This is a genomic window from Pseudarthrobacter sp. MDT3-1, from assembly GCF_054510755.1.
Genome location: NZ_JBTNDX010000019.1, coordinates 1 through 24,535 on the forward strand (window position 1 = coordinate 1; position 24,535 = coordinate 24,535).

Here is a 24,535-nt window from a genome sequence, read left to right on the forward strand (position 1 = left end):
CAGACCCCGTGCCGGGGCAGTTTCCCCCCAAACTGCCCCGGCGCGGCCCCCAACCTGAACCGGCCGTATCTGTAACGACATATGAGGAGCAGGCTCATGAGCTCTACCCACGCGGTTACCGTCCCGCCCCACCGTCCTGGTCACAGGGCGTTGAACTGTGGGGAGAGGCGAACATGCGGAAAATCTGGTCGGCCGCCAACGTCAGGGTCTACGGCGGCGGCGTGGCCGAAGAAGTCTTTCTCCGGGCACTCTCGGACCTGATCGGGGATTACAGCTACACCAACGTCTCCATCTCGCCCGGCAAATCAGGCTCCAGCCGCTCCCGGCAGGAAGGTAAGGAGCGCGTCTTCGATGTCCCCAACCTCGCGGAACTCGACCGGGGCCGCGCCGTGGTCCTTGCCTCCGGTGCACCGGCCACGCTGGTCCGGACCCTGCCCTGGTACACCGGAACCCACAAGGAAGCTGTAGAGGCGTCCATCAAGACCTACAGCCCCCGCCCTGAAGGACCGACCATACCGGCGGAACCGGCGGCAGCTGAGCCGGCGGCCAATCCCTGGGTCACGACGTAGGAGGTTCTGAGATGAACAGCGATATCGGACTCTTCAGCACAGCTCCCGCTCCCGGCGACACAGAGAGGGGTGGCTTGTGAATTGGTAAATTATCCGACGTTAGTCCTGTCGGAGGTTGGCCTTAACCGACGTCCACGGGGCAAGTATTGGTTCTTGCGCACTCTTTTGGATCCGCTGTGACGAGCGCGGTTTTAGCGACCGCTGTACTGGTCCCACCTTCGACTGGCCGCGACCACCGGCACGGAGGGCGGGCTTTCGCTGACATGTTCGGTGAAAGTGGCATGTGGCCGGCTTTGATTGGCTCTGTACGCCGAAGCGCTGACGCTGCGGCCTGGTGATCGACTTACCCCAGGGGGTATATTGCGATAGGCTCAAAAAGAAGGAAAGGCCGGACGGGCCGTGGACGGGGCTGCAGGAGCGGAGAAGGATGATGTTGGGTGGCTTTGGGTCCGGGATGGGTTCGGCGTGGCTGTTCTGGCTGCTCCTGCTGATCGGCATCGTCCTGTTGGGGACTCTTGCTGTGCGGTTTTTCTTTGGGGGCAGGAACCGTGGGGGAACCGGCCGCGGGGAGGCCCCGGACCGGTCCGGTCCAGGAGGCACTGCCCGGCGGATCTTGGATGAACGGTATGCCCGGGGGGAGCTGAGCACGGAGGAATACGCCGAACGGCTCAGAGCCCTCGCGGACGGGACCTGATGGACCCGATGAACAGGCGAACGGCCCTTATCTTGGGCGGTGCGGGGGCCGCAGCCGCCATGGCGGGCGCGGCAGGATTGCTGTGGGGCCAAGGCTCAGGATTCCAGTCCGCCGGTGGGCAGGACCTGAGTGAACCCGAGGCCCTGTACAGTGCCGATGGCCGGCTTCAGGTGAAGCTTTCAGCAGCCCTGGGCGAGGTTCGGATCGCGGGCAGGGATGCCAATGCGCTGTCCTATAACGGGTCCGTGCCCGGCTCCACCCTGTTCCTGCGGCCCGGGGACCGTGTGAATGTGATGCTGGAGAACAGGCTGGGGGATCCGACCAACCTGCACGTCCATGGGCTGCACGTCTCCCCGCAGGGCAACAGCGACAATGCGCTGGTCTCGGTTGAACCGGGAACGTCCTTTGAGTATGAGTACCGGCTGCCGGCGGACGGCCCCTCCGGGCGTGTACTGGTACCACCCGCATCGCCACGGAAGTGTGGCCGACCAGATCTTCGGCGGCCTGTACGGGGCGATCATCGTCCAGGACCCCCAGCCCGTGCCGGTCAGCCGGGAACGGGTCCTGGTCATCTCCGACATCTCCCTCACCGGTGGCGGTTCCATCGCCGCCGTCTCGGCGATGGAGAAAATGATGGGCCGGGAAGGTGCCCTGGTGCTGGTCAACGGGCAGCTGAACCCGGTCCTGGCCGCCCGGCCGGGCGAGCGTGAACGGTGGAGGGTCATCAATGCCTGCACATCCCGGTACCTGAAACTGCGCCTGGACGGCCAGTCCCTGCAGTTGCTGGGTCTGGATTCGGGCCGCTACCAGAGTCCCCGGGACGTCGAGGAGGTGCTGCTGGCCCCGGGCAACCGGGCGGACCTGCTGGTCACCGCCGCCGCCGGGACCGCCGTGCTGCGCACCTTACCCGTGGACAGGGGAAGCATGGTGGGATCCATGATGGGCGGCAACAACGGAGGCGGACAGTCCCCGGCCGGCCCGGACGGGACGGTCCTGGCCACCTTCGCCGTTGCCGGCGCACCGGCCGCCGCGCCGGGACCGGTCCCGGCGCAGCCCGTGCCGCGGGACCTGCGTTCCCTGGCGGTCACCGCGCACCGGGAACTGGTCTTCGCCATGGGTATGGGTATGAACAGCGGCGGCATGGGCTCGGGGTTGATGAGCTTCACTATCAACGGCAGGCCGTTCGACCCGGCCCGGGTCGACACGACCGTCCCCGCCGGCGCCGTCGAGGAATGGACCCTGCGGAACACAAGTCCGATGGATCACCCGGTGCACCTGCACGTGTGGCCGATGCAGATCATCGAACAGGCCGGCAGGCCCGTGGACACTCCCATGTGGCAGGACGTGGTTAACGTCCCGGCCCGCAGCAGCGTCCGGGTCCGAATCGCCTTCGATGACTTCACCGGCAAAACCGTCTACCACTGCCACATCCTCGACCACGAGGACAGTGGCATGATGGGCCTGATCGAAGCCCGGTAGCACGGCGACCCGCAGCCCTCTGCAAAAATCAGAAAACCGATGAAGGAGTACCACAATGAGCTACGCACACACCATCACCGTCGCCCTGCCCTACGCAGAGGCAGTAACCCGGTCCCGTGAAGCCCTCTCCGGTCAGGGATTCGGCGTGCTGTCCGAAATCGATGTCCGCGCCACCTTCGAGGCCAAGCTCGGGTCCGACGCCGGGCAGGGCCTGGGCGACTACCTCATCCTGGGCGTCTGCAACCCTGCCTTGGCGCAGAAAGCTCTCGCGGCGGACCCGGACATGGGTCTGCTGCTGCCCTGCAACGTCGTCATCAGACGTGGACCGGACACCGGCACCACCGTCATCCAGACCATCGACCCGCAGACCATGGTCCAGCTCAGCGACGCGCCGGCCGTCTCCGAGGTCGCCTCGGACGCCGATCAGCGGCTCCTCGCGGCCCTGAAGGAACTCGAAACCGCCTGAGACCCGGCCAACGTGCGGCGACCGGCCGGCCGCGGAGAGCGACTGCGGTGGAACGCGTTACGGCCCTGGAGCCTGCCGGCCGCGGTGCCAGCGGGATTATTCACAGGACGCCCGGCTCAGCCGGGGCCTTGTTGGCGGGCGTCACCGGGCTGCTGAGTTACCGTCCGGCCAATCAGCGTAGCACGGGGTCCAGGTTCGCGGGCGGCGACGAACGAACCCCGGCGACGCTGTCCACCGGCGCGCGCGTCCCCGGCCTCGCCTGTCAGGGGACCAAATCCGAAGCCGCGGACGTCCACGAAGCGGTCCACTCAAAGTAGCCATGAGATATGGGGAACCGGTTGAGGACCTTGGACCCTGTTCCGTGGGCTAGGGAGGCGATAGCCTCCAACCACAGGCTGGTCAGCACATAGGCACGGTACGGGACGGAGTCAGGATGTATGGATGGGACGGGAACGGCTGGGGTGTAGGTGCCTGGGTGGCGATGGTACTGATGATGTTGGTGTTCTGGGGAGGGGTGGTCACCGTCGTCGTTCTCCTGCTTCGGCGCACCCCTCCGCATGAAGGACCCGGCCCCGTGCGGCCCCCGCACTACGACGCGGAGCGTATTCTGCACGAACGATTCGCCCGCGGCGAGATCGACGAAACGGAATACACCGCCCGCCGCTCCGCACTCCGGCATCCTGAATGAAACCCGTCCCGCATCGCGGGCAGGTCATTTTCGGGGTCTCTATCACCCTCATCATGACGGCCCTGTCGGTCGGCGTCGTCGGCCTTGGTCGGGGCGACTGCCGGCGGCACCGGATTCCGGTCCCGTCAGACCTCTGCGGCACCTGATCTTCCAGGGCGGGTCGTGAACGTCTCCTGACGAAAATGGGGCACCAGTCCACCCGGGGTGGCCCGAAGCTGGCCTTCCGGCCAGGTAAGAATACCGCGCAGGCCGAGAAGCCGGCTGGAGTACCCGCCGACGGGGGTATCCGGCGCCGCTACGGGCCCCCGCCGAGGACGCGGAGACGTTCCTGGTACTCCTGTGCGCTCAGTTCGCCGCGCGAGTACCGCTCAGCGAGGATCCCGCGGGCACCCCCGGGGGTTTCGGCGGCCCCGATGTCCGTGTCTCGGGGTTCCTGAGCGTTGTTCTGGCCGCTGTTCTCTCCGGCGGCACGGACACTGCGGATGATGACCCAGAGGAGGGCGCTGGCCATCAGCAGGCCGATGGCCCACCACCAGCCCATGCCGAGCCCGCCACCCATCATGATTCGTACGTCCTTTCACGGGCCGGCCCGAACATCTCTGGCGTACCGGCTCTTGCGCAAGATATCATCCGCCGGGGCCCCGGTACAGAGCCGCTCTTGACTGACCACGGGGCCCGTGCAGCCGCATGTGAGGAATTGTCGGAGAACTACCCTTGCGTTATGGCGTCCCGGCTGTGCCGCCGGCCCGATCGGGCAAGGCGCACGCACAGGCTCTGGGCCGGGTCTCAGGCGCCGGTGCACGGTCACCGGCAAGCTGACCCAGGGGTTGCCCGCCGCGGTACTGCTGAAGGCCACCTCCGGGGCCGATCTTCTGGTCGTGGGTACCCGCCGGACGCGGGGCCGCGCCAGGTCAGGAAGCTCCGCGTCCCGGGCCCATGGCTGCTGCGGGACCACCAGTGTCTCTGAGCGCGCTCTGGCAGATGTGTGGATGCCCTGATTATTGCTCTCGTCCCTGGCCTGAACATACCGCCGGGAGTCGTCCTCGGGTCCGGCGGCACGGCCGGGCGCAGCAGTCATATTTCCACGCGGATCCGAACAGGGCGCCGCCCGGGGCCAGAGTTCGTGATACACCCCCTGGGGTATGTTGGCGTAGTCTGGAACCAGACGGCTGCGGAGTAGGGCCGGTTGAAGGAGGCACCCCATGATGGGTGGGTACGGGTCCGGTATAGACGTGTCCTGGCTATTCTGGTTACTCCCGGTCGCGGTCGCTGTTCTAGTGGCGGCTCTCGCGGCCCGGGCATTGTCCGGTGGCACCCGCCGAAGAGGAACGGGATCAGCACCGGGGCAGAACCGTAACGCCGCGGACAGGAGCAACGCACGTCGGATCCTCGATCAGCGCTACGCCGGCGGCGAGCTGGACACGCAGCAATACCGCGACCGGTTGGTGCTGCTTACCGGCCCGGGGATACAGCCGGAAAAACCGGGGATAAATCCACGCGACGGCGGCCCGGGCGATCAGCCAGCGGCGCCGAGCCTTCCGGAGCTGAAACAACGGGCCGTGTCGCTGCTGATAGCAGCCGACGACGCCGTGCGCTCCGGCCAGCAGGAAGCAGGATTCGCGCAGGCCCAGTTCGGGGATGTTTCCGTTGCGCCCTATGCGAAGGCCCTCGCCAATGCCAAGTCAGACCTGAGCGAGTCCTTCAAACTCCAGCAGCAGCTGGACGACGCGATCCCGGCCACCGAGGAGCAACAGTGGGCATCGTATACCGAGATCATCAGCCGCTGCGAGTCGGCCAACCATGCCCTGGCCGAACAGAAAGTCTCCTTCGACTCCCTGCGTGAGCTCGAAAAGAACGCACCACAGGCACTCGAACTGCTCCGGGCCGGACGGGCCGAGGCAGCGGCCAAGGTAGCGGACGCTGAGCATGCCATGACCGGGCTGCGCGCACGGTACTCCGACGCGGCGGTGGCCCCGGTCTCGGACAACATAGCCCAGGCCCGGGAACGGTTGAAATTTCTGGACACCGCCGCGCAGACCGCACAGCAGAAGCTCACGGAGGCTGACCCGGGCGCCGCGGCTATCGCTGTCCGTGCTGCCGAAGAAGGCCTGCACCAGACCAACGTGCTGGTTAACGCCATCGGCAAGGTCTCGCACGACCTGGACTCCGCCCGGACCAATCTCGACCCCGCGGTGCAGGACGCCGCCCAGGACCTCGCCCAGGCCAAGGCCACCATGGCGGCCGGCCAGCACACCGACCTCGCCGGCCCCGTCGCAGGCGCCGAGGCGGTCCTGAACCAGGTGCAACAGCAGCTACAGTCAGGAAGGATCGACCCGATCGCCGCGCTGCAGCGCATGGAAGCGGCGCGCCAAGGCCTGGATCAGGCCCTCTCCGGGGTCCGGAACCAGCAGGATCAGGCGCGGCGCGCCGGGCAGGCTCTCCAGCAGGCCATCATGAATGCACAGGCCCGGATCTCGGTTGCCTCGGACTACATTGCCGCCCGCCGCGGCGGTGTGGGACCCGGGGCCAGGACACGCCTGGCCGAAGCGCAACGCAATCTGGACACCGCGCTCTCCATCCAGCAGAGGAATCCTGGATCTTCCCTGACCTACGCGCAGCAGGCCGGGGTTCTGGCATCCCGGGCGGCAGAGCTCGCGCGGTCCGATGTGCAGGGCTTCGGCGGCCTGGACAACCGCGGCTATGGCGGCGGCATGTTCGGGAGCCGTGGGTGCGGCGGGGGCCTCGGGGGAGCCGTGCTGGGCGGAATTCTGATCGATTCGATCCTGCGCGGCGGACACGGCGGCGATTCCGGTAACGGCGCCGGCTGGGATGGAGACTCCGGGAGCGGCGACAGTCTCTGATCCGTCATGTCCTGGTTCATTTCGGTGCGTCGATGTCACCGGTTCCGCCGGTCGCCCGTGGTGCCCCGGGGCAGGGGTGCCCCACGGGGCCTTCTCTTTCCTGGTAACTGACAGGGCAGCCCGTGGGCGCAGTCGATTGCCCGGCTTGGTGCCGCGCAACAAGCCCTCGCCGGCTCGACGCCGACGCGGACGTCCGGTTGCGTGGGGCATTGAAGGATCTGGATTCCTCCGGGAGGAGGTGGTTGGACCGGGATCCGCTGAAGGGCTCTATTCCAGAGGAGGTCCGGGGTTTCTTTTGAATACCAGCACTAATGCGCGCAGGGCCAGTACAAACGCCGCAAACAGCATGGCGAATCCCAAAAAGCCATAGAACGGGACCGTGGGCGTCAGCATGGGTCCTGTGCTGCTGGTGATCAGCAGGATGGCTCCGAGGGTCGCGGCGCCGGCCAGGAGTGTCGTATTCAGCTGCTTTACAATTTCAGTGAAGAAGCCCCGGTCAGTCTTGTTCGCAACGGTGCGGATGTTCACGGAAAATCGGCCCTGTTCCAGATCCTCGGTGATCCTGTCGATTCGCCGTGGGAGTCGTTGCAGCACAGGCAAGACCATGAGCAGCTGTTTCTCCAGGTTCTCCCTTAGCGAATCTTTCGTGAATTCGGCCGCCAGAATTTCCCGGCTGTCCGCCCGCGCGCTGGCGACCATGTCGAAGTCGGGGCTGATTAGCGACAGGGTGCCCTCCAGGGTCGCCATGGCACGGAAGGTGGCGGCGATCGGTGCTGGGACCGCCACACCGTGACCGGTGATAAGGGTGATCAGGGCTGTGAACATGCTGGTGCTTCCGGCCCCTCCAAAGCCCGTGCGGTACCGCATGATCACGAGCCCGACGTCACGCTCGAATCGGCGTTCGTTGAACGCCTCCGGGCGCTCGATCAGGTCAAGGAGGGCATCGGCGGCAGCGACCGCGTTGTTGGTGTCGACGGCATGCAACAGCATCATCAAGGACCGTTGAGTCGTCTGGTCCAGCCGGCCGATCGAACCGAAGTCCAGCATCCCCAGGCCGCCATGTTCATCGACAACGATGTTTCCCGGGTGCAGATCGGCGTGAAACACTCCGGCCACCATGATCTGATGGAGCACGGCCTTGAATAGTTTCTCAGCAGCGTTCCTGCGCACGTCGCTGCCCAACGAGTTCAGCATCTCTGCTGCTTCCCCGACAGGCGTGCCGGCCAGCCTGCTCATGACCAGCAGCTGGGGTGTCGAATAGTCCGTGCAAGCGGACGGGACGGCAATCTTCCCGCCGTCGTAGGAGGCCATAATCGCGCCAACGATGCGCATATTGTCCAGTTCCACCCGGTAGTCGAGTTCCTCCCCCAACGCGACGGTAAACGCCTCCGCTAAACGATAGACACCCAGTGAATGGCCCCACGGCGTCGCTTTGTTCAGCCAGCGGGCCAGCCGGAGAATGATTTCGATGTCCGATTCGACCTGCGCCCTCGCCCCCGGGCGCTGGATCTTCACCACGACGTCGCCACCGTCGAGCAATCTTGCCAGATGCACCTGGGCGATGGACGCGGAAGCCAGAGGGACTGGGTCAATATGCTCGAAAACCTCGGAAACGGGCCGGGCCAGGCCCGCGGCGATGGCCGGCTCAATATCGTGCCACGGCTCGGGTTCGGCCCGTGTCTGCAACGCGGACAATTCGACGACGAATTCCTCCGGTATCAAATCGGTGCGTGCGGACAGCATCTGCCCGAGTTTGATAAACGTCACGCCGGCCTCGGTGAGCGCCAGAGTGAGGGACCGGGCAACGCGGGTGTGCCCTGCGTGCGGATCGGATCCGCGATGGCCCCGGATGTATGCCCCCAAACCGTGCCTGGCCGCGATGCCAATCACCTGCGTGTACCGTTTGGCCCGGTGGCGCCTGGCCTTCCAGCCCCGCAGCCACACGGATATCCGGGGAAGCGTGCCGGTCGGAACAGCGAGCTCCAGAACGACAAGGGCCGCAACTCCCAGCGCGAATATCCATGCTGCCGCCAAGCCCATGAACAACAGGGCCATTGGCGAGGGAAAGGCCAATACCTGATTCTGCGGAAGTCCGGCATAGTCCAGAACGAAACTGATGTTGGCGCGCAGGCCCAGAATCACCAACAGGCCAATCAGCGCAGAACGGGGCCATCCGATTGGCACACCGAGTACCCTCCGGGCAGCGATAGCGACCAGGAATGCCTCAAGGATGATGAAGATGAAGATGACGGTGTTAATCATGGAAAGTCCCCTTGTCCACCGGCCGAGTCAAATGCGCGGAATGCTCCACAAGGCCGCCCGGTGCCATCGTTGCGACCGCCGTTACACGGGCTGCCGGTCTCCCGTCAAGCACCGGCACGGCAGCGGCGACACCGGCCACAGACGCGAGTAAGGTTCAGGCTCTGACCCCGGTAGCGCCCCGTGCGCGGTGTCGCCATTGACCTCGGTGCTGTGACAGGCACAGGCGGTCACGTGACCCGTTCCGTGGGCATGGCCAGGGTGACCCAGTCGTGCAATCCGCCTCGGTAATACGCCAGAGCGGAGGCCGGATACCCGGTTTCCACCAGCGCCCGGACAGCCGCCGGGGACTGCGGGCACTGCGGGCCGTTGCAGAAGAACACGCTCAGCCTCGAAAGGTCGAGTTGATCCCTGAAATCCAGGATCCGGTCGTGGGGGATGTTGACTGCGCCTGGAATCGTGACCCCGCCCCGGGAATCAGGCACGCGGCCGTCAATCAGGACCGCGCCGCCGCTGATCTGCTCCAGGAGTTCGAGCTCGCCGAGGGTGACCACCCCGGGCGCGCACTGCAGCGGCTGCAGCTCTCCCCAACTCGTGTCCACCACCACCAGATCCGGTTCGCCCCCCACCTCCCGGGGCACGCTGGCCGGATCCTGAGGACGCATTCTCGACATTCGCTTTATTACGGCTGGTTCGACTCCCATGCTCCCACCCTAACGCCGCCGGGCGCGCCGCCGCGGTAGCATTCCACCCCGGCGTCGGCGGTGGAAACCTTTCGAGGCATAAACGATCGTTCGCAAGACACTCCAGGGCATGTCTGAAAAGGCGCGGAAACACAGAGCTCATTTTGTAATATTTGCCGTGTACTCGCCTATGTAACGTTCTACCCGGTTAGAAGCGGTTGGAACATCCACGGGATCATCCAGGAAGGCACCCAGATGACGTTACGGGTCACAAGCTGGAGTCCGAACCCGAGCCGGTTGTGGTCGCCTCGCCGCTTCGCCACCATCTCGCGGTCCAAGTCATCGAGGAAGAAAAACCGCTCCAGCACCGACTGTTCCGGAGCGTCATGCGCATACCGCCCGTACGCCGCCTCTTCGGCAGCCGTTAAATATTCACCAGCCATGCTCTCTCAACGATCGACGCTAGCAATCGTTGCGGTCGGATTGATCCTTAGCGCTACTTTTCCGCGGGGTGGTCCTCGACCCCCTGTCCTGGGAGGACGCTGTCCAGCGCACCCGTGAGGCGCTCGGGGAACAGGACTTCGGCATACTCACGGAAATCGACGTCCGGGCCACCTTTGAGTCAAAGCTTGGAACCGACGCCGCCGACGCCGTCGGTGACTATGTAATCCTTGGCGCCTGCAACCCCGCCTTGGCCAGCCGCGCCCTCCCGGCCGAACCGGAACTCGGTGCGCTGCTTCCCTGCAACGTCGTTGTCCGACGAAGCAAGAACGCACGCGTAACCACCATCGAAGCCATCGACCCCCAGACAATGGTCGAGCTCAGCGTCAGCCCCGCCGTTCGGGAGGTCGCGGACGACGCTGATGCGCGACTTCGCAAAGCCCTGGCCCGGATCGGTGACGCGAAGGAAATCTCCGCCTGATCAGAGCGTAGGCACTTGCAAAGTGCAGAGAAGTCTTGGCATCAAGCTCCGGGAAATCCTTCGACCCTGCGAAGTCGCGGTCGTCGAACGCCACACCCGCCGCGGTCTTATACGGCTCGGCGTCCTTGGAAACGTAGGTCTTGCGGGCGCCCTCTTCGTAGCCGATCACGTCCGCGGTGTGGTTGGTGATGATGTCGAAGTACACCTTAATGCCACGCGAGTGGGCTTCGTCGATGAGGGCCTTCAACTCGTCGTTGGTTCCCAGATGGGGGTCGATCTGGGTGAAGTCGGTGATCCAGTAGCCGTGATAGCCGGCCGAATTGTCCTCGGGCTGCACCGCCTTGTTCTTGAAGCTGGGCGTGAGCCAGATGGACGTGGTGCCGAGGCCCTGGATGTAGTCGATCTTGTCGAGCAGCCCGGCCAGGTCGCCGCCGTTGTAGAAGCCCTTTTTCGTCGGGTTGAAGCCGGACACTATGGGGTCGCTGCCCAGGCCGCCGTAGTCATTGCTTGTGTCACCGTTGCTGAAGCGGTCGGCCATCACAAAGTAGAAATTCTCGTCCGTCACCGGGGCTCGGAGGGAGTGATGGGCCGACGACGACCCCGGGTCTTTCGGGCCCGGCGCCGCGTGCGCCGGGAGGACGGAAATGGAAGCGACCAGGGCTGCGGCGAGCAGTCCCAGCCATGTTGTCAGCGGGTTGTTGAGGCGTTGTCTGCGGGTGCGTGTGTTCACGTCAGGAGACCTTCCTGGTAGCGGCGTTGCTGTACAGGCTGCTGTGGAGTTGCGAGTGGGGCGGCATCAGTTGGCGGTCAGATACGCGGTCGCGAGGGCAGTCGAGGAACGATCGCCAGGTGAACCACGGCACACTGTAAGCGCTTGCACTGAATAAATCCAGTCTTTTTAGATAGGCGGCCAGGGCTACCTTCGCGTACATTCAGAGGCGGGCGACGGCGCTCGGCGCCCATCGGATTGCGGAAGGTGTACCCATGTCAGCCACTGAATTGGATGTTGAGTCCCTTGCTGGGATCGCTGAGCGGCTTCGCTCGGCCGGGTGCGTCTTTGCGGAGGAGGAAGCCCGGCTTCTCCTCGCCGCGGTGTCCGGCCCGGCCGAAATCGCTGCGGCGGTGGACCGGCGCGTTGCCGGGTACCCGCTGGAGCACATCCTGGGCCGGGCCGCGTTCTGCGGACTCCGGATTGAGCTCGATGCTGGGGTTTTTGTTCCGCGCCGCCGCACCGGGCTCTTGGTGAGTGAGGCCGCAGCCCTGCTCTCGGCGGACCCGAAGCGGAAGCACCGGGAGAGTTCGGAGCCCGCCGTTGTTGTGGACCTGTGTTGCGGGTCCGGTGCGGTGGGGGCCGCCATCGCCTTCTGGATTCGGGGGCTGGAACTCCATGCGGCGGACATTGACCATGCCGCGGTGGCCTGCGCCCGCCGGAACATTGGCCGCGTCGGTGGCGAGGTCCACCAGGGCGACCTGTTCGATGCGCTACCGCGCGCCATCAAGGGACGGATCCGTGTTCTGGCTGTCAACGCACCCTATGTCCCCACCGGTGCAATAGATTCCATGCCCCACGAAGCACGTGAGCATGAACCGTTTTGGTCGCTCGACGGCGGCGCTGACGGACTCGAATTCCACCGCCGCATCGCTGCCGAGGCCAACGAATGGCTGCGGCCCGGCGGGAATCTCATCATCGAAACCAGCGAGCGGCAGGCCGCAGGGACGGCGTCGATCCTGGCGAGTGCGGGCTTCGCGGTCCGGACCGTCCGCTCGGAAGAACTGGACGGCACCGTTGTAGTCGGCCGGGCCCGACTTTAGTAGTGGGTGGATGACTGCCGTTAAGTCCGGCGAGAACCGAATCTGCTCGTAGCAGTAGTCCAGGATCATTTTTAAGATGAAAGGGAGCAGTTCAAAAAGCAAGCTCCCTTTTCAATCTCGGGACCCTAGGACTTTGATTTTCCCCTGCGGATCTCGAAGAACTTACCTGAGTCCAGAGCGCCCGGCTTGGCCTTGTTGGCTTTGGACCACCGTGGGACTAGCAGATGTAGGTTGAGACGTACCCCAAGACCGCAGCGTACGATCCGGCAATACCCGCCAGGATGCCTACCTGAGCGCCTGTAAGTAGGAATCCAGCAATCACCACGCTTCCGCCGCCAGTTACCGCGGCCAGCACAAATAGGGCACCCGCGCCCAGGATGCGAGTCCTCCCGATCGATTCAAGATGTGGGGATGTTGAAAATGATCAAGAAAACTTCAAAAATTGCTATGGGATCAGCACTGTGCCTTGGACTCCCTGTGGGAGGTGCAGGCGTAGCCAACGCTGCTCCGGCTTCTGCTGCATCCCCGTGCACCAAGCCTTCAGTCTTGCACGACCTGTGACGCTGGAGTCAAATGACTTTATTCAACTAGTCACGCCTGAAGGGTGGCGAAACCGGCCCTGCTGGTGCCCCCTTCAGGCACGGGTCGCATGCGATCACGCCCTTAGTCAGACGATGGTCCCCGCTCTGCTTGTTGGCATAGAACAGGGACTTTCCGGAAACACCTAGTGGGATCCTGAACGATTCGGATGTGGTCAGGCAGTGCGAGAAGTAGCGTCTTTGTCTGGCTCGCGCGGTGATCCATGGCCGGGTGGTTGCGGCGCCGGCAGCGTTCACCGAGGCCATCGCCGCAGCCAGAACAGCGGCGGTATTGCCGCCGTCGCCCCAAAGACTTCAAACCCGGTTACGGCTGGTCCGTTGCATCGGTCAGCGGCCTGATCAAGGGAAATCAGGGCAATCAGGTTTACCAGATTCCCGCCGACGTTGACCTGTCGAAGTACCCGTCAGTTGACCTGTGGTGCGTTCAGTTCAGCGTGTCATTCGGTGCTGCCGAGCTGGTCACCTGAGACGGCATCTGGCAATAACCTGAGGCGTGGCTGGCCGCCGCGTCCCCCAAGGAGCGCGGCGGCCAGCAACGACCATTTTTAGCACAATTTCAACGTGGCTTCCGTGTCACACGGCGAATCCTGCGTAACGTCCCGGCAACGATCCCCGATCATTCCCGTCGGGGGTCAACGTTCGTGGCTGCGCCGGCAGCAGTGGCGCCGCCTTCACCGGACCAGTCCTGGCCCTGGTTGTCATTGAACGCGGGGTCTGACTCAACGTCCGATGTCCCCAGGTTCACCGTTTCCGGGTGCGTGCTGTGGGCGGGGACGTGATCGCCCACAGCGGCACTGCCAACCGCAGCGGTGCCGGGGGCACCCACCGAGGCGCCGGCGTCGGACGTTTTGGACTTGCTGGTGCCGGACGCGGCGTCGGGGTGGATGGCCGAGCCGATGACTGTGCCCGCCCGGCGCGCGGCCTCACCGAGCTGGTCCGCCACCTCGGGAGCCTTCTCCTTGATGGCCGAAGTGGCGGCACTGACCTTGTCCTGGACCGGCTTACTGTCCCAGATGCTCGCCGCCCTGGCCTTGAGCTTGTCGTACGCTGCCCGGCCGGACCGCGATCCCAGGACGTAACCTGCCGCGATTCCAATACCTAAAAGAAGTTTTGATTTCATAGTGAACTCCTGCTCGTTGAGAAGGTGTCAGTCCCCGATCAGCTTGGCCGGGGGAATGAAAACCGGCCCCAGGATGTTGTCCCAGGGCCGGTTTTCATGCCGGTGACGAAGCTAGCTGCGGACGCTCCGCTTCGTGACCATGCTGTAAACCAGCAGCACGATGATCGAGCCTGCGATCGCGAGCAGCCAGGTCTGCAGCGAGAAGAACTCCTGCAGGCCGGTACCGAAAATCATTCCGCCGAGCCAGCCGCCGAGGAACGCACCGACAACGCCCAGAATGAGGGTGATGATCCAGCCGCCACCCTGCTTGCCCGGAAGGATCGCCTTAGCGATCGCGCCGGCAATAAGGCCAAGAATCAAAAATGCAAAGAAACCCATTTTGTCGTTCCTTCTTCCTACATCAGGGAGGTCCCCGGATCCCGGGTACGCTTCAATCCCTCTGCCCCAATACTAATCATGCTTAGTTTATTTTCGCCACTCCGAATCTCCATGGAAAGCCTGTTCGGGCCCGCTCAGTGGCCTGTCGCGTCCGAATCGTTTCCGGCGCCGGGCCCCTCGTCCAGGATGGCAAGTTCCGCGAGATCCTGCCGATCCAGGGAGAAATCGAAGATGTCCAGGTTTTCCCGCATCCGCTCGGGATCGCCTGATTTTGGAATGACTACAAGTCCTTGCTGAATATGCCAGCGCAGCACCAGTTGGGCGGGCGTTTTATCGTACTTTTCTCCGAGTTGGGCCAGAAGTGGAGCACCCAGGAGTCTGGCTCCGGAGCCGCCCAGCGGACTGTACGATTCGGTGACGATTCCGTGCCGGGCATTGAACTCGCGGTCGGCCACGCGGGTGATCGCCGGGCTCAGCTGGATCTGGTTCACGGCCGGCACCACGCCGGTTTCGGCCAGCAGCCGTTCCAGGTGGGCCGGTTTGAAGTTGGAGACGCCGATGGACCGGACTTTGCCCTCCGCCTGCAGCCGCTCAAACGTCCTCCACGTCGAGACGAAATCATCACGCGCAGGGAGCGGCCAGTGGATCAGCAGCAGGTCCACGTAGTCCAGCCCCATGCGTATCAGCGACCCCTCCAGCCCCGCCACCGCGCGGTCCTGGCCTTGAAACTGGCCGTCCAGCTTGGTGGTGACGAAGATTTTGCCCCGGTCCACCCCGCTGGCGCGGATGCCGTTCCCAACACCTTCCTCATTGCCGTACTTCACTGCCGTATCGATGTGCCGGTATCCGGCTTCCAGGGCATGTACGACGGCGGCAGTCACCTGTTCGTCGTCCAGCGGCCAGGTGCCGAGCCCCAGCTGCGGGATGCCGTGGCCGTTATTGAGCGTGATGAGCGGTGAGAGAGTCATTTCAACAGTCTGCCGTGCTTTCGCCTTCCTAGCCTTCGAACGCCCGTAGAATATTTCCGGCCTGGTGGTCGAGTACTGTTCGCGCTACGTCGGATACCTGATCCGGCTTCTTTTGCTGGTCCAGGAACTTCACAAAGCGCTGGATGGCCTGTGCCGCCTGGGAGGCATCGCCGTCGTCCACTGCCTTCGCCGCCTGCTGAACACTCGCTGCCAGCTGCTTCGCGACCGGGCCCGCTAGATCGCCGGCCTCAACCAGGTCCTCCAATGCCTGCTGTATGGCCTTCACGCTGCCCGGGAGCCAAGCCGCTCGCAGCGGCACATCACCGAAGTGCATGTCCGAGGCCAGATAGAAGTCCGTGTACGAGGGCTGGTTGTACGTGGTGTTCTGCCGGGCCACCTCGGCGAGGTACTGCGGATCGTGCATAAGCGTGTAGAGCTTGTGGTTGGTCACTTCGGTGCTCAGGTACATCCGGAGCGCCGAGCTGTCCGCCGTCCGGACCAGCATTTCCTCCCGACAGTCACCCACCACGTCTGCAACGAGGCTCGGCGTGCCCTTGGTGCCGTTGTTGGTGCGCGTGTCCGTGGCGGTGAGCGGCCGGCCGCGCTTCCAGTCATCGATGGTGGGGGTCTGGTCCCCGGAGCCGTTGATGATCTGGGTTGTCATGTCGGCAGCCCATCTGATGCTCATGTTGGTGCCCGGCGAGGTCGCGGAGAGCTTGTCTCCGTCGGCCGACTGCATGCCAATGGCCCAGTTTTCGATGCCGGGGCGGGCCGGATCAATGTCCGTGACGTGCATGGCATCGCCGTGGCCCAGCCGGGCCTCCTCTCCCGGGGTGGCGCTGCCGGCCGGCATGGTGTCGGACGAGCTGTACAGCAGCGAACCGTCGTCGTCGATGGTGGCCGAGCCGTACACAATTTCCTGCTTGCCGTCACCGTCCACGTCGGAGGCGCTGAGGGAGTGGAAGCCCTGCGTGGTGAGGGTGCCGAACTCGGGGTCCGTGCCGTCCCGGCCGTGCGGGCTGTCCTTGAAGGGGTTGGTCATGGGCGCCCAGCCCGAGTCCACGTTCCACACCGGGGAGAGGTTGGCGCCGTCCCAGGTTGTAGGCGGCAAGTGTGCTGCGCGTGTAATAGCCGCGGGCAAACACGGCGGCGGGCTTCTTGCCATCCAAATATGCGACGCCGGCCAGGAACCTGTCTACGCGGTTGCCGGGTTCGATTCGGGGCCGGAACCGATGAAGCCCTCAAAGGCCCGCAACACGTTCCGGGCACTCCGGGCGGGCGCGTAGACATCCATGAAGTAGCCCGTCACCGCTTCGGCATCTGGCCGGGACAGCGGGTACTGGTACTGCGGGGCGATGCCGAAGGCTTCTTCCAGGGTGGCGGGCCAGTTGCCGGCCCTGACCTCGGGGTGGTCGCGCCAGCCCAGGAACGTGTCCACCATGTGCTGGTAGTAGTCGGCGGCGCTCATCCGTAATCGTCGGAGTTGGAATGGCCGGCGTCGAGGTCCTTCTGCAGCAGCGAGATGAAGGACTCTGCGCCCACGGAGCCGTCCGGATTGTAGGAGATGGTCTTGGTGCCCGGGGCTGTCTTGAACATCATTGGCGAACGTCCGTCGCCGTCGAAAATCGTTCACCAGCATCTGCGTGTAGTGGGCGCCGGACCGGATGTTGACGCCCAGGTCGATCCGGTGGAGCAGCGTGCCGTCGGCCTTGTAGGTGTCCACGTAGGTGTTGCCCGTGTAGTCGACCTGGGAGACGTCCTTGGAGTTGCCGCCCCACGAGGTGGCAGTGGCGCTCCGGTCCAGTTCAACGCCGCGACGACGGCACGCACGTCATATGCCGACGACGCGGTTCCGGCGGCGTCAAGGTAGTTCGTGCTGTCTGTGACTGTTGCGAGCTTCTGGCCGTCGCGGTACAAATTGAAGTCGGTGCCGGTGAGGCCTGTGGCGGACGAGCCGGTTGCTTCGTGGCCGAAGAGGCGCCAGCTCAGGAAGACGCCCTCGGATGTGCCGGCAGCACCCCCCCCCCCGAGGTCCAAGTAATCCAGCTGTATGCCCGCATTGGCGGGCTTCGCGGAAGGCCCNGGCAAGGCCCGCAGCTGTGGCCACCGAAAACGGCGCACGGATATCCTGCTCGGATTCATCAGTGAATCCTTTCAATTTTGGATTGGGAAAACGCTTCCCCAGTAACCTAGTGGGGATATGCGCCACAAATCAACCCTTGCGCCCGGCGAAAATCCCGAGTATTTAGAACGTTGTAAATGGCATGGCCGGGGCCGCGCCGTCAGTCCGCGGCCCTTCGCGCCCACTTGATCAGCCGATCACTCAGATCCATAAACGACTGGTCCACCACCTGAAGTTCCGGGTGGCTGTCATGCCAGTCAACGATCTCCCGGGTCCCGTCCGCGAACGGGATGGTAGCGGCAAAGCCAGGCACCAGGGCTTTGATCTTGGCGTTGTCGAACACCACCGAGTGGGCGCGGTCGCCCAGGAGGCTTGGACCCAGATGGGGGCTATGTCCGGCGCCGTGCGCGGCGATGGTTTCCGAAGATATGTGGACCAACTCGGGTTCGGCAACCCCGGCCGCCCGCGCAAACAGGCCGTAGATCTGGTTCCAGGGCAGGTACTCATCCGACGTGATGGTGTAGCTCTCGCCCACCGCCTGCGGCCTGCCGAGCAGTCCCACGAAGGCTTTCGCGAAGTCCCTGGCGTGCGTCACGGTCCAGAGCGAGGTGCCATCGCCGTGCACCATGATGGGCTGACCGGTGCGCATCCGGTGGATGTCTGTCCAGCCGCCCACCAGGCCCACCCTCGTGCGGTCGTACGTATGTGAGGGACGCACCACGGTGACCGGAAAATCATCTGCCCGGTACGCCTCGAACAAGAGGTCCTCGCACGCGATCTTGTCTCGTGAATACTGCCAGAACGGATTTTTCAGCGGAGTGGATTCCAGGATCGGCAGCCGGGTGGGCGGCTTCTGGTAGGCCGACGCGGTGCTGATGAACACGTACTGGCCGGTCCGGCCCCGGAACAGTTCCATGCCGGAGCGCGCCTGATCTGGAGTGAAGGCAATAAAGTCCGCAACGGCGTCGAACTCCCTGCCCTGCAGCACCGCCCGCACAGCGTCCTGGTCGCGGATGTCCGCGTGCAGGACCTCCGCGCCGTCCGGTACCGGCTTGCCTGATTGGCCGCGGTTGAGGATGGTCACCCGGTGTCCCAGTACGACGGCGCGTTCCGCCGCTGCGGCGCTGATTACCCCGGTGCCGCCCAGGAAGAGGATGCTCCGTGGTGCCACGGTGTCGGCCGCGGAATCCAATGGCTTCACCATGCGTAGTCTTCCGGTGCCGGCCGGTGGCCCGGGAAGATGTCGTCGAGCCGCTTGAGCGCGTCGGCGTCGAGCGTGACCTCCAACGCCCGGATGCCGGCGTCAAGCTGTTCCTGCGTGCGCGGCCCCACGATCGGTGCGGTGACAGCAGGCTGGTGAAGCAGCCACGCGAGCGCGATGTCGCCGGGTTCGTGCCCCAGCCCGTCCGCGAGATCCTCGAACTGCTGGATCTGGTCCCGGTGCTGCTTGAGCGTTTCTGCGGCGCGCCCTTCGGTGCGCCGGACGCCCGCGCGTTCCTTCTTCAGGACGCCGCCCAGCAGCCCGCCCTGGAGCGGCGACCACGGGATCAGGCCCAGGCCGTACTGCTGTGCGGCGGGGATGACCTCCAGCTCCACCTCGCGGCGGAACAGGTTGTAGATGGACTGCTCGCTGACCAGCCCGGTGTAGTTCCGGCGGCGGGCGGCTTCCTGTGCCTGGGCGATGTGCCAGCCCGCGAAGTTGCTGCTGCCCGAGTAGAGGATCTTGCCCTGCTGGACGGCCACTTCGATGGCCTGCCAGATCTCGTCCCAGGGCGTGTCCCTGTCAATGTGATGGAACTGGTACACGTCGATGTAGTCCGTCTGGAGGCGCTTCAGGCTGGCGTCCAGGGCGCGCCGGATGTTCAGCGCGGACAGCTTGGACTCGTTGGGGCGGTCAGTCATGGTGCCGTACAGCTTTGTAGCCAGGACGGTCCGTTCGCGCCGCTCGCCGCCCTTCGCGAACCAGCGGCCAATGATTTCCTCGGTCCAGCCCCGGTGCCCGCTGCCGCCATAGACGTTGGCTGTGTCGAAGAAGTTAATGCCGGCGTCCAGGGCGGAATCCATGATGCGGTGCGCGTCAGCCTCGTCGGTGTGCGGGCCGAAGTTCATGGTGCCCAGGCAAAGCCGGGAAACTTTCAGGCCCGAACGGCCCAGGTGCGTGTACTGCATACGGAGGGATCCTTCGCTGGTGGTTGGACGTGGCGGAACGCGGTGACCGAGCCTTCCGGAATCGGTGCCGGCAGGCTCGGTCAGCGTTGGCTACAGCTGTGTGAAAGCGGCGACGGCGGGATCGGAACCGATGCGCGCGCCCCGCTCAAGGGCGGTGATGGAGGCGAGCTCGTCGTTGGTCAAGGTCAGGGAAGCGGCCGCGAAGTTTTCGCGGATACGGGACGGGTTAACCGACTTGGGGATGACGATGGTGCCGGCGGCCAGGTGCCAGGCCAGGACCACCTGCGCCGTGGTGGCGTCGTGTGCCTTCGCAACGGCGGTGACGGCGTTTCCGTTGAGGTCCCCACCCTGGCCCAGCGGGCTGTAGGCCTCCACCGCAATCCCGAGGGCACGGCTTTTGGCGGCTAGTTTGACCTGCTGGTAGCTGGGGTGCAGTTCAATCTGGTTCACGGCGGGTACGACGTCCGCGGACTCGAGCAGGGTGTCCAGGTGGTCGGAGAGGAAGTTCGAGACGCCGATGGCACGGATCGCCTTGGCGGCATACAGGGCCTCCAGTTCCTTCCAAGCCTGGACGTAGAGGCCCTGTGACGGGACCGGCCAGTGGATGAGGTAGAGGTCCACGAAGTCAAGACCCAGCGCCTCGCGGGTGTCCTGGAATGCGTCCCAGGCCCGGCCCTGATCGCCGTTGCGGAGCTTGGTGGTCACGAAGATTTCCTCGCGCGGAATACCCGAGGCTGCGATGGCAGCGCCCACACCTGCTTCGTTGCGGTATCCGGCCGCGGTGTCGATGTGGCGGTAGCCGGCTGCCAGGGCATCCTCAACGATCCGCTGGGTGTCTTCCGGCGGAACCTGGAAAACGCCGAAGCCGAGCTGGGGGATAGTGACGCCGTTGTTCAGCGAGATTTCTGACATGGGTACTCCTCGTACTGCTGAAGGATGGTTCCTGGCTCGGGATGTCCGGCAGGAAACCGCTTCCGGGAACTGCTCCGGTACGAGCCTATGCACTTTCGCGCCGATAGTCAGTCCTTGACCGTGTCCCTGTTTTTCCTAGGACCGGCAGTCCTACCTTCGTTGTAGGAAGTGCCTGGCAGGGCCGTGCCGAATGGCTGAACAGTGATGGCCGCGCCCAAAGGACGCGGCCATCACTGTTCATACCTTGGAAGGGTCAGCCTTCGTGCCGGAAACCGAGCTTGATCCGCACCTGCCAGTCGGCAACCTTGCCGTCTTCGAGGTGGCCCCGGATTTCCTTGACCTCGAACCAGTCAAGGTTGCGCAGGGTCTTTGCGGCCTCGGTGATCCCGTTCCGGACGGCCGCGTCCACGCCTTCTTCGGAGGTGCCGACAATTTCAGTAATGCTGTACGTGTGGTTGGACAACTTCGCTCCTCGTGATCGCCTTCGATTCCCGGTTGCGGGCCGTCCTTGAACACTAGTGGCACTTCTCAGGCGTGGCCAGACCCAATACTACGGAGTGGACGCTGGTCAGGGAGCTTCGAGGACCAGGGTCTTGAGGTCATCCAGGGTCTGCTGCATGTGCAGGTCCATGGCTTCCCGCGACCGGCTCGGATCGCGCGATTCCAGCGCCTCGGCAATGTTCTGGTGGTGCCCGATGGCGTGCTCCTGGATGGTAGGCACGGCCGATGTTTCGGCCCGACGCTTTTCCAGAACCCGGTGCAGCGGCGCGAAAAGGACCGCCACAAAAACGTTCTCCGAGGCGCGCAGGATCAGGTCGTGGAATGCCAGATCAGCCTCCACGAAGGCGGCAATGTCGTTGACCTCATGGGCGGCCCGCATCGCCGCCACATGGCCGAACAGCGTCTGGATGTCGGCGTCGCTGATCCGTGCCGCCGCGAGTTCGCACGCCCCGGTTTCGAGCATTCGGCGCAGTTCAATGAGCTGCACGGAGGCGGCGGCTTCGTTCTGTCCCTCTGACGCGGCGCGCAGGACAGCTTCCAGCGAAGCCCAACGGTTCAACGGGTTAACGAACGTGCCGCGGCCGCGTTCCACGCTGAGGATCCGCTGCGCTTCCAGGGTTTTCATGGCCTCGCGCACCGTCATCCGGCTCACCTCGTGCCTGGCGCTGAGTTCCAGCTCGCCGGGCACGCTGGATCCGGGTGGAAAGTCCCCGGCAATGATCCGGTCCAGGAGTTCGTCGGCAACAACGCCCACCAGTGATTTCCGTGCCATATGTCCCCCTTGCGGCGTCGCCAGATATGTCTGACAAGTCTACTTGCGCGTTTCTATGTCCTGTGCCACACTATTTGAAATGTTAGATGTCAGACATCTTACAGTTACCTCGATACTTAGATTTCCACACAACGGAGTGCACTGTGACGCTTGAAGCAGACATCCTGGCCGCCTTCCCGGCCGAAGTCCGGATTCCCGCCCGCCTGGTTGCCGACGCCGTCGCCGCGTCCAGCGCGGAGACCCCCCGGATGCTCGTAGTGCTCGACGACGACCCCACCGGAACGCAGTCCGTTGCGGATCTGCCCGTGCTTACCCGCTGGGAAGTGGAGGACTTCATCTGGGCCTTTGGCCAGGCGAAGCCCGCCGTGTACGTGCTGACCAACACCCGCAGCCTGGACCCCGCAGAAGCCGCAGCCCGCAACGAGGAAGTGGTCCGCAACGCACTGGCCGCCGCCGGTTCCGCAGATGCCAGTGCCGGTTCCAGCCTGCGGCTGGGGTTCGTGAGCCGCAGCGACTCCACCCTCCGTGGCCACTACCCGCTGGAGCCCGACGTCATTGCGGCCACTGTTGCTGACGTCAGCGGAGAAGCCACCGACGGCGTTGTGCTGGTTCCGGCATTCCCCGATGCCGGCCGCGTGACCATCGGCGGCGTGCACTACATGCGCGGCACCGGGGACGACGCCGGCAAGCTCACCCCCGTGGCCGAGACCGAATTCGCCAAGGACGCCAGCTTCGGCTTCGCCAACTCGGACATGACCAAATACGTGGAAGAGAAGTCACAGGGCCGCTTCGCCGCCGAATCCGTGATTGTCCTGGACCTGAACATCATCCGCGCCTCTGCCGATCCGCAGATCACCGCCGAGGCCATCGCCGACGCCATCGAGCCTGCCACCAACTCCACGCCGATCGTCGCTGACATTGTCACCGAAAACGATCTCCGCGCCCTGTCCCTGGGCCTGGAAGAAGCCGAACGCCGCGGCAAGAAGCTCCTCTACCGCGTGGGACCGCCGTTTGTCCGTGCCCGGATCGGCCAGGAAATCCGCACCGCGCTCACCGGCGCTGAAGCCTACGCCGGCAACAACCCGTCCGAGGCCGGCGGCCTGATCGTGGTGGGCTCCCACGTGGGCGTCACCACCCGCCAGCTCAAGGCCCTCACCGAACAGCACGGCGCAGCGCGCATTGTGGAGATTGACGTCGAGAAGCTGCTCAACGACGCCGGGGCGGCACACCTCGACCAGACCGTTGACACCGTCGTGGAGGCGCTCCACGGGGGAGACGTCATCGTCCACACCAGCCGCCTGTTGATCAAGACCGACGACGCCGCAGCGAGCCTGCGGATCGCGCGCACGGTGTCCGCCGCCGTCGTCGCCGTGGTGAACCGGACCCTCAAAACCTTCCCGCCGCGGTTCGTCATCGCCAAGGGCGGCATCACGTCCTCCGACGTCGCCGCCCACGGCCTGGAAATCCGCCACGCCATTGTCCGCGGTCCCATGCTGCCGGGCATCGTCTCGCTCTGGGAGCCGGTGGACGGCCCCGCCAAGGGCATCCCGTACATCGTGTTCGCCGGCAACGTGGGCGACGACCAGTCCCTCGCCGACGTCACCCGCAAGCTCAGCAGCACCTTCTAATCCCGCCAGTATTCAAGGAAGAACACCATGACCAGCAACTACACCATCACCGTCCTGGGCCTCGGCGCCATGGGCCTGCCCATGGCCACCCGGCTGGCCAGCGAGCTCACCGTTCACGGCTTCGACATCGCCGAGCCGCGCCTGAAGCTCGCCGAAGAAGCCGGCATCCGCACCTTCGCCTCCGCCAGGGAAGCCTCCAAGGGCGCCGATGCACTGCTCCTCGCGGTCCGCAACGGCGAGCAGCTCAACGACGTCCTCTTCGGCGAGAACGGCGTGGCCTCCGTACTCGAGCCGGGTGCCGTCGTCATCCTCGGCAGCACGGTGGGCACCGAAGCCATCCCCGCCACCGTGGCACGCCTCGCCGAATACGGCGTTGAGCTCGTGGACGCGCCGCTGTCCGGCGGCCCCAAGCGCGCCGGTGAAGGCGACCTGCTGATCGTCGTCGGCGCTTCCCCCGAGGCCCAGGAGAAGGCCCGCCCTGCCCTCGAACTGCTAGCTTCCACGCTCACCGTGGTGGGCGACAAGCCCGGCGACGGCCAGGCCCTCAAGACCGTCAACCAGCTCCTCTGCGGCATCCATATCGCGGCCGCCGCCGAGGCCATGGCCCTCGCCGACGCGCTCGGCCTGGACCAGGCCAAGACCCTCGCAGCCCTCGAAGCCGGCGCGGCAGGTTCGTTTATGCTTTCCAACCGCGGCCCGCGCATCCTCGAGGCCTACACCGAGGAAGGCGCAGAGGTCCTGTCCCGCCTGGACATCTTCGTCAAGGACATGGGCATCGTGGGCAAGGCCACCCGCGCCGCCGGCCTGGCAGCCCCCGTTGCCGCCGCCGCCGAGCAGCTGTACCTCCTGGGCCAGGCCCAGGGCCTCGCCGCCGCCGACGATTCCGCAGTCATCAAGGTTGTCGCGCCCACCAAGCGCACCGCCTAGGCACCA

The 24,535-nt window shown here is 64.9% G+C and carries 23 protein-coding genes and 3 pseudogenes; 12 read left to right on the plus strand and 14 right to left on the minus strand.

Annotated features, from left to right (window positions below; genetic code table 11):
* The first annotated feature begins 8 nt into the window (after window positions 1–8).
* The 6 genes and pseudogenes from ACX80X_RS14675 (at window position 9) to ACX80X_RS14700 (ending at window position 3,896) form a co-directional block, all read left to right on the plus strand.
* Window positions 9–569 (plus strand): TraM recognition domain-containing protein, encoded by a 561-nt coding sequence (locus ACX80X_RS14675; RefSeq protein ID WP_308293096.1) that lies wholly within the window; start codon window positions 9–11, stop codon window positions 567–569.
* A 427-nt stretch (window positions 570–996) separates the two neighbouring features.
* The gene (locus ACX80X_RS14680; RefSeq protein WP_308293094.1) at window positions 997–1,263 is read left to right on the plus strand and encodes an SHOCT domain-containing protein; all 267 of its coding nucleotides are present in this window, start codon (window positions 997–999) and stop codon (window positions 1,261–1,263) included.
* A gap of 59 nt (window positions 1,264–1,322) precedes the next feature.
* A pseudogene (locus tag ACX80X_RS14685) lies at window positions 1,323–1,631 on the plus strand (multicopper oxidase domain-containing protein); the annotation flags it as partial.
* 112 nt (window positions 1,632–1,743) lie between these two features.
* Window positions 1,744–2,742 carry a multicopper oxidase family protein gene (locus ACX80X_RS14690; RefSeq protein ID WP_308293093.1) on the plus strand — a complete coding sequence of 333 codons (999 nt, stop codon included), beginning with the start codon at window positions 1,744–1,746 and terminating at the stop codon, window positions 2,740–2,742.
* A 55-nt stretch (window positions 2,743–2,797) separates the two neighbouring features.
* Window positions 2,798–3,208: a DUF302 domain-containing protein gene (locus ACX80X_RS14695; RefSeq protein WP_252614574.1), complete on the plus strand. Its 411-nt coding sequence runs from the start codon at window positions 2,798–2,800 to the stop codon at window positions 3,206–3,208.
* A gap of 481 nt (window positions 3,209–3,689) precedes the next feature.
* Window positions 3,690–3,896, plus strand: coding sequence for an SHOCT domain-containing protein (locus ACX80X_RS14700; RefSeq protein ID WP_252602501.1), 207 nt, complete (start codon window positions 3,690–3,692; stop codon window positions 3,894–3,896).
* A gap of 295 nt (window positions 3,897–4,191) precedes the next feature.
* Here ACX80X_RS14700 and ACX80X_RS14705 read toward each other — a convergent pair whose 3' ends face one another.
* Window positions 4,192–4,458, minus strand: coding sequence for an SHOCT domain-containing protein (locus ACX80X_RS14705; protein ID WP_252602453.1), 267 nt, complete (start codon window positions 4,456–4,458; stop codon window positions 4,192–4,194).
* 715 nt (window positions 4,459–5,173) lie between these two features.
* On the opposite strand from ACX80X_RS14705, the gene ACX80X_RS14710 reads away from it, so the two are divergent.
* A complete protein-coding gene (locus ACX80X_RS14710; protein ID WP_252614573.1) occupies window positions 5,174–6,757 on the plus strand; it encodes an SHOCT domain-containing protein in 1,584 nt (527 codons plus the stop codon).
* Window positions 6,758–7,024: 267 nt separating this feature from the next.
* On the opposite strand, the gene ACX80X_RS14715 is transcribed toward ACX80X_RS14710, so the two are convergent.
* The 3 genes from ACX80X_RS14715 to ACX80X_RS14725 all read right to left on the minus strand — a co-directional run bounded on the left by ACX80X_RS14715 (window position 7,025) and on the right by ACX80X_RS14725 (window position 10,142).
* Complete coding sequence (locus tag ACX80X_RS14715; protein ID WP_459309958.1) at window positions 7,025–8,899, minus strand: ABC1 kinase family protein; 1,875 nt, start codon at window positions 8,897–8,899, stop codon at window positions 7,025–7,027.
* A gap of 347 nt (window positions 8,900–9,246) precedes the next feature.
* On the minus strand, window positions 9,247–9,681 hold the full coding sequence (locus ACX80X_RS14720) for a rhodanese-like domain-containing protein (RefSeq protein WP_252610780.1): 435 nt from the start codon (window positions 9,679–9,681) through the stop codon (window positions 9,247–9,249).
* Window positions 9,682–9,899: 218 nt separating this feature from the next.
* Window positions 9,900–10,142, minus strand: a complete 243-nt coding sequence (locus tag ACX80X_RS14725; protein WP_252610778.1) for a DUF4158 domain-containing protein — start codon at window positions 10,140–10,142, stop codon at window positions 9,900–9,902.
* A gap of 68 nt (window positions 10,143–10,210) precedes the next feature.
* On the opposite strand from ACX80X_RS14725, the gene ACX80X_RS14730 reads away from it, so the two are divergent.
* The gene (locus tag ACX80X_RS14730; RefSeq protein ID WP_252614571.1) at window positions 10,211–10,621 is read left to right on the plus strand and encodes a DUF302 domain-containing protein; all 411 of its coding nucleotides are present in this window, start codon (window positions 10,211–10,213) and stop codon (window positions 10,619–10,621) included.
* Window positions 10,622–10,640: 19 nt separating this feature from the next.
* Here the strand turns inward: ACX80X_RS14730 and ACX80X_RS14735 are convergent.
* Window positions 10,641–11,312 (minus strand): annotated as a pseudogene (locus tag ACX80X_RS14735) (alpha-amylase family glycosyl hydrolase); the annotation flags it as partial.
* Window positions 11,313–11,605: 293 nt separating this feature from the next.
* Between ACX80X_RS14735 and ACX80X_RS14740 the strand changes: the two are divergent.
* Both ACX80X_RS14740 and ACX80X_RS14745 read left to right on the plus strand, forming a co-directional pair.
* Window positions 11,606–12,433 carry a putative protein N(5)-glutamine methyltransferase gene (locus tag ACX80X_RS14740; protein WP_252610774.1) on the plus strand — a complete coding sequence of 276 codons (828 nt, stop codon included), beginning with the start codon at window positions 11,606–11,608 and terminating at the stop codon, window positions 12,431–12,433.
* Window positions 12,434–13,235: 802 nt separating this feature from the next.
* Complete coding sequence (locus ACX80X_RS14745; protein ID WP_252600668.1) at window positions 13,236–13,499, plus strand: DM13 domain-containing protein; 264 nt, start codon at window positions 13,236–13,238, stop codon at window positions 13,497–13,499.
* 149 nt (window positions 13,500–13,648) lie between these two features.
* On the opposite strand, the gene ACX80X_RS14750 is transcribed toward ACX80X_RS14745, so the two are convergent.
* From ACX80X_RS14750 to ACX80X_RS14790, 9 genes and pseudogenes are all read right to left on the minus strand, one after another.
* Window positions 13,649–14,152: a hypothetical protein gene (locus tag ACX80X_RS14750; RefSeq protein ID WP_252600667.1), complete on the minus strand. Its 504-nt coding sequence runs from the start codon at window positions 14,150–14,152 to the stop codon at window positions 13,649–13,651.
* 111 nt (window positions 14,153–14,263) lie between these two features.
* Window positions 14,264–14,530 (minus strand): GlsB/YeaQ/YmgE family stress response membrane protein, encoded by a 267-nt coding sequence (locus ACX80X_RS14755; protein ID WP_252600666.1) that lies wholly within the window; start codon window positions 14,528–14,530, stop codon window positions 14,264–14,266.
* Between the two features lie 134 nt (window positions 14,531–14,664).
* Window positions 14,665–15,498, minus strand: a complete 834-nt coding sequence (locus ACX80X_RS14760) for an aldo/keto reductase (RefSeq protein WP_252614570.1) — start codon at window positions 15,496–15,498, stop codon at window positions 14,665–14,667.
* A gap of 28 nt (window positions 15,499–15,526) precedes the next feature.
* Window positions 15,527–17,640 (minus strand): annotated as a pseudogene (locus tag ACX80X_RS14765) (rhamnogalacturonan lyase family protein).
* A gap of 140 nt (window positions 17,641–17,780) precedes the next feature.
* Complete coding sequence (locus tag ACX80X_RS14770; RefSeq protein ID WP_252610769.1) at window positions 17,781–18,824, minus strand: SDR family oxidoreductase; 1,044 nt, start codon at window positions 18,822–18,824, stop codon at window positions 17,781–17,783.
* Window positions 18,818–19,789 carry an aldo/keto reductase gene (locus ACX80X_RS14775; RefSeq protein WP_252610767.1) on the minus strand — a complete coding sequence of 324 codons (972 nt, stop codon included), beginning with the start codon at window positions 19,787–19,789 and terminating at the stop codon, window positions 18,818–18,820. The genes ACX80X_RS14770 and ACX80X_RS14775 overlap by 7 nt, the downstream gene beginning before the upstream one ends.
* 90 nt (window positions 19,790–19,879) lie before the next feature.
* Complete coding sequence (locus ACX80X_RS14780) at window positions 19,880–20,701, minus strand: aldo/keto reductase (protein ID WP_252600662.1); 822 nt, start codon at window positions 20,699–20,701, stop codon at window positions 19,880–19,882.
* 253 nt (window positions 20,702–20,954) lie between these two features.
* Window positions 20,955–21,164: a dodecin gene (locus tag ACX80X_RS14785; protein ID WP_252600661.1), complete on the minus strand. Its 210-nt coding sequence runs from the start codon at window positions 21,162–21,164 to the stop codon at window positions 20,955–20,957.
* A 105-nt stretch (window positions 21,165–21,269) separates the two neighbouring features.
* Window positions 21,270–21,974: a FadR/GntR family transcriptional regulator gene (locus ACX80X_RS14790; RefSeq protein WP_252610765.1), complete on the minus strand. Its 705-nt coding sequence runs from the start codon at window positions 21,972–21,974 to the stop codon at window positions 21,270–21,272.
* A gap of 143 nt (window positions 21,975–22,117) precedes the next feature.
* Here ACX80X_RS14790 and ACX80X_RS14795 point away from each other — a divergent pair, with 143 nt between their 5' ends.
* Window positions 22,118–23,602 carry a four-carbon acid sugar kinase family protein gene (locus ACX80X_RS14795; protein WP_252614569.1) on the plus strand — a complete coding sequence of 495 codons (1,485 nt, stop codon included), beginning with the start codon at window positions 22,118–22,120 and terminating at the stop codon, window positions 23,600–23,602.
* A 27-nt stretch (window positions 23,603–23,629) separates the two neighbouring features.
* Window positions 23,630–24,529: an NAD(P)-dependent oxidoreductase gene (locus ACX80X_RS14800; RefSeq protein ID WP_248763110.1), complete on the plus strand. Its 900-nt coding sequence runs from the start codon at window positions 23,630–23,632 to the stop codon at window positions 24,527–24,529.
* Window positions 24,530–24,535: the final 6 nt, after the last annotated feature.